The sequence below is a fragment of the Bradyrhizobium sp. MI1.7 genome (assembly GCF_055811795.1).
Genome location: NZ_JBVVPO010000158.1, coordinates 1 through 4829 on the forward strand (window position 1 = coordinate 1; position 4829 = coordinate 4829).

Consider the following 4829-nt stretch of genomic DNA (forward strand, 5'->3'; position numbering starts at 1 on the left):
GCGTGATCATGTTCGCCATTTTGAAGTTCCGGCTAACAGCCAACGCGGAAAAAAATCTGATCGTCTCTTCCACAACTAAAAGCATTCCCGTCCCGCCCCAAGGGTCCCCAGTCAGCCGAGTACCGTAGCGGCTCGACCAAACGATGAACAGGCAAAAACGGGTTGTTATCAGCCCGTGCTGCGGCTGCTAACGAGCAGGAGGCTTGTGGACGGCGTGCGCTCGGACGGGACTGGCCGCGCGGAACAGGCAAGCCGCTACAGATTGCGGTGGATGACGTGCCCGCCTACGCCATGGGCAGCGCGAGATGTTCCAAAACGAACGATTGCCGCCTAGTTGACGTGGATCAAAGCCATCGTTTTCCGACTGTTGCTAACGATGGCGTATCGCATTTGACCCGCGAAGGGATTTCTCATAGATGGCCTGCATGCCAGAGCGGGGTCTTGTTCTTGTCGTCGATGACGACGCCGGAATGCTGCGGAGTGTAACGCGACTGCTGCGGCAGTCTGGCTACGAAACCTTGCTATTTCCTTCGGCGGAAGCCTTCTCAAATCACAACGATTTCGACGGGGTGACCTGTGTCATTCTCGACATCGACGTGGGCGGCGTTTCGGGTATCGAAGTGAGGCACCGTCTCAAAGCAGCGAACATTTCTGTGCCAGTCATCTACATCACCGGGAACGACAGCCCAGCCGTTCGCGCGGCTGCGTATCAATCCGGGTGCCTCGCCTATCTGACAAAGCCATTCTCGGCGAATTCGTTGATGGAGCCGCTGCATAGGGCGGCGACGGGGTTGGCGTAGCGCGCCCACTATCCGACGGCTGGCACGGTTCGATGAAAGCCGGGAGGACGCCGCCGCGCGGCGAGACCATGATGGCTGTTTGGGCGGGGCTCAACCACTACTCCTCGTCGTCTGGCCACACCAGCACGACCTTGCGACCGAAGTGATCCGCCAGCGCGTGAGCAAGATCGTCTATCCTGTCAGCTTCGTCCCGCTGATCGGCTGACACTTCTGCTTCTGATTTCGGCACTTCCACGATCCCCCTACTGCGTCCCCGGAACCGAAAATCGTAGGTCTCCGTGATCGCTCTAATTATGACGGTCGAGGGAACAACCGCGCATTTCCAGCCGGTGTGACAAATCTGCACGGTCGCCGGGGCCTCCAGACCTTCCAATGGAGCGGCGCGCCGCTCCGCTGCCGGTCAACGATTGGGCCAGCAAGCATCACCGCGACCGCGACCACAACGGCGATCACGACGATGAAGATCAGTGGCTCGGTTGCGCAGCCTGATCGCCTGCCACCGGATTTGCAGTACCGCCGGTCGTCAACGCCACGTCAGCATCACCGCGCCCGCGATGGTGATCATCACCGCCAGCAGCATCAGCACCTCAAGGTTGGACATGGTCCCCATCGGGATCACTCAAGGTTTAGAAGCGACTTCTAAACTCGTCAGCCCTGCTCATCCATGCTTTTTGGGTGTCCCTTAGGGCACAGGACCCTTCCGCCGGGGTGCGCGAACCGCGCCCCTTCAGCCTTTGCAATTTTCGATTTTTGAGTTTCACTCGCCGAATTCTCGTTATTAAAAGGTCGCGAGATGGCGCGTGATCTGTTCGAGGCCACGATGCAGAGATGGGCGCGGCTCAACCCAGCGCAGCGCGAGCGGTTCTTCCAGGCGGGCCTGAAGGCGGCGCTGCGCCTTGAGCGCCAGGAATTCCGCGAATGGCTAATGCGGCGGCTGATCGAGCCCCCGCTCGCAGCGCCGGTCGATCCGGCCCGCTTCGCCATCTCGAAGGCCGACATTGCGCTGCTCATGAAGTCGGCGGGCGAAGCACCGCTCGAATAAGCGTCCGCTATCAGACAGTTTCGCGGCGTGCCGTCTCCGCAACGCAATCTGGATTTCGTCCGGGTTGAATACGATCGTAGGGCTCCGTTCTGCGGTTCCCCCACGAATTCACGCCCTGAGAGGACCCCAGCCCCGATGGCGTCCCGCAAGAGGGTCCCTCACCGTCACCGCATCGACTGTCACGCGCGCTTCGTGCTTCGCTTGATGCTGACGCTCAACGACCAGTCCCGTGCCGTGTCGATGCAGGAGCAGTTCGCGCACAGCAGGCGGGCGTCCTTGCCCACACCGCGAACATCAGCGAGATGCGACTTGGTCGATGACTGAGCCTGCCTGCGCAACCCGTTGCGACCACGCCGCACAGGTCTGGTGTGGTGGAAGCGCAGCGCCTGTTCGTCGGCAAAGCCGCATTGCTCGCACCGGCCACCCTTCAGCGCGATGGCTCTGGCCTTCACGTTGCGGCGGTACTCTCGGTGCTTGCTCTGCTTCATCACGCGGGCCGTCATGGTTGCTGGCGGCATTCTATCCGATCCTCACCACGTTGATCAGGTAGTAACACCACCTCTAGCCCTCGCGACGAGAGGAAGTGGCATCGCGCCCGTCGTTAACGCTCCCTTCACCATGTCCGAGCATCATCGGTCCCGTCCTTTCTGGGACACGGTGTTGCGTGCGCGAGCGAGAAGGAGCCGTCACCGGGGCATCGGTGACGGTCTTTCGTCGTCTAATGCCCGAAACCTAGACCCATTCGTCCGGGGAGAACTCGATCTGTGCCGGGGCTCATCCATCTCGTTGACGACGACCAGTCATTCCGGACGGCGATAGAGCGTCGCTTGAAGCAGGTCGGGTACAGCGTGGCGACCTACGCTTCCGCCCAGCAGTTGCTCGACCGGCTACCGAGCGATAACGAGCCAGGCTGCATCATTCTCGACGTGCAGATGTCCGGCTTGGACGGTCCGGCTCTGCAAAAGCGGCTGAGCGAACTCGGGTCATCGCTGCCGATCATTTTTCTCACCGGCTATGCTGACACCCCGACCATCGTACGGACGCTGAAGGCGGGTGCGCACGACTTCCTCACCAAGCCGGTACAAGGCGATGAACTGCTTCGCGCCATTGAGAAGGCGCTCGCACATCAGCAAACATGGCGCGATCAGCAGAGCGCCTTGGACAGCATTCGCGCTCGCCTCGCGACGCTGACGCCGCGCGAGCGGCAGGTTTTCGAACTGGTCATTCGCGGCAAACTCAACAAGCAGATCGGCCACACGCTGGGAGCGACCGAGCGCACCATCAAGGCCCATCGCCACATGGTGATGGAGAAGATGCAGGCTCAAAGCTTGCCCGAGTTGGTTTCGATGGCCGAGCGGATCGGCATTTTGAACGACCACAACCGAGACCGACCAGCGAGCTAATTGGTCAAGATCGCGCGCCCAGCGTCATCGCCAGATCAGAGATACGATTGACGCCACACCAAGAGCGGCGATTGCCCAGATCAAAGCATTGATCCGCAAGAACTGACCGCGTGTCATGATGCACCTCATGGAGGCCTAATGGCGAAGCAGTTCAGCCGAAGAGCGGCAAGGCGACGATAACGGGCGTCCCGCCACCCACCATGGGACCACGGGAGGTTCGCGCCGTCGTCATCACTGTCTCAATCTTCCTTTGGCTGCACGTCGTCGGGGTACACGTCTGGCGGTTGGACGGTCACTGGCGGGGATAGCTCGCCAGCTTCGTCTTTAAGTTTGGAGGCGGCTTCAATAAGCCCGACAGCAACAGCCGGATCGGAGGTGGCCTTTGCCATTTTAAGCAGCGCCGCTGCCGCTTCGCGCGCGTGGTAGTGGTTCTTGGACAAGGTACGCCAGCCCCAAAGTTTGGCGCACTAACGCTGCAGCCTGAGTTTCCGTTCCGCAGCGAAAGTATAAAAGTGAACCGAAGAAAGCGGATTCGTCAGACACCAAGGTCACAGGACGGCCCGAACAACCCCGCCAGCGCCCAAGAGGGCAATCCGGTCGATCGCATGCGCGGACTCGCAGGGGACGCCCTGGTGGGCGTCTGTCCCGTCGCACATGTGAAGACGCGCACGGCCCGCAGACGTACCAGAGCGCGTCCCAAACGCGTTAGATCGCGTCCCTGAGAGGGATCAGTGCCTGAAGATCGGGAGGTTGCAACCACAGCCAGAAGCCCTGCGATCTTTCCTGTGTAAAGCCCGTGCGCGCTGTTTGTCTGGAACGTATATCGCTGGCGGCCTCGCCGTCGAGAAACGTCGCTTGAGAAATACGATAACCAATTGAAACAACACGGTCTTTCTGATTGATCCGAATTATCGATCGACATTGTTGCAAAAGTCGAAAATCGAACAACCGTAAAAATCGCGAAAGCTAATCTCAAGGCCTCTCCGCTGCTGCAGCGGTTGTCAGTGCCATTATGGAGATCGGGGATCGATTTTGGATCAGTTGATATGGTCCCTCACGTCGGCGCCCGCAAAACGAATTAGTGGTTCTAAGAATTTTTGTTCGACGCACCAAAAAGAGTTTTGCAACAATATCCTCCGGAAGCGGACTCCAATCTGCGCATTGAGTACATGCCCTGCCTACTTGACCCATCCCGGTCGGGGGTCTTCGGCTTCAGGCTTTGCTTCACCGGTTGTTCACTGGCACCTTTGCTACCCGTCGCGAATGTTACAGTGTCTTCGTCGCAACACCTCTTTTGTTTCATTCGGAGGAGCATACTTTGGACTCGCGCTCCGATTTGCTCGGTGCAAGCTTTGCGATGGACCGGGCGGGCCGATTGAGCAAGCAATCAATACTGAGGAGCCCGGCAATCCCGCAGGGCGCGAATGCTCTGCGGGAATTCCGGTAGTCGGAGAGGCAAACAATGACGTTCAGGTCGTTGCTCATTCTCGTCGCCATCTGCTTTTCGACAACAGCGCTCGCTCAGAGCGCGTCCCCAAAGGTAGGCAACAGGCCGGCGGTTCAGGCAAAGCCGAAAGAGCAGAC

The 4829-nt window shown here is 59.5% G+C and carries 5 protein-coding genes; 3 read left to right on the top strand and 2 right to left on the bottom strand.

The genetic code is table 11. From position 1 onward, the window contains the following. The first annotated feature begins 416 nt into the window (after positions 1-416). Both AC0L3X_RS46475 and AC0L3X_RS46480 read left to right on the top strand, forming a co-directional pair. Positions 417-800: a response regulator transcription factor gene (locus AC0L3X_RS46475; protein WP_346283375.1), complete on the top strand. Its 384-nt coding sequence runs from the start codon at positions 417-419 to the stop codon at positions 798-800. 793 nt (positions 801-1593) lie between these two features. Then, the gene (locus AC0L3X_RS46480) at positions 1594-1842 is read left to right on the top strand and encodes a hypothetical protein (RefSeq protein ID WP_063981910.1); all 249 of its coding nucleotides are present in this window, start codon (positions 1594-1596) and stop codon (positions 1840-1842) included. Positions 1843-2021: 179 nt separating this feature from the next. Here the strand turns inward: AC0L3X_RS46480 and AC0L3X_RS46485 are convergent, their stop codons facing one another. After that, the gene (locus tag AC0L3X_RS46485) at positions 2022-2360 is read right to left on the bottom strand and encodes a hypothetical protein (protein WP_135217019.1); all 339 of its coding nucleotides are present in this window, start codon (positions 2358-2360) and stop codon (positions 2022-2024) included. Between the two features lie 246 nt (positions 2361-2606). Here AC0L3X_RS46485 and AC0L3X_RS46490 point away from each other — a divergent pair, with 246 nt between their 5' ends. Continuing rightward, positions 2607-3245, top strand: a complete 639-nt coding sequence (locus AC0L3X_RS46490; protein ID WP_063981908.1) for a response regulator transcription factor — start codon at positions 2607-2609, stop codon at positions 3243-3245. Between the two features lie 239 nt (positions 3246-3484). Here the strand turns inward: AC0L3X_RS46490 and AC0L3X_RS46495 are convergent, their stop codons facing one another. Then, complete coding sequence (locus AC0L3X_RS46495) at positions 3485-3685, bottom strand: hypothetical protein (RefSeq protein WP_283017265.1); 201 nt, start codon at positions 3683-3685, stop codon at positions 3485-3487. Positions 3686-4829: the final 1144 nt, after the last annotated feature.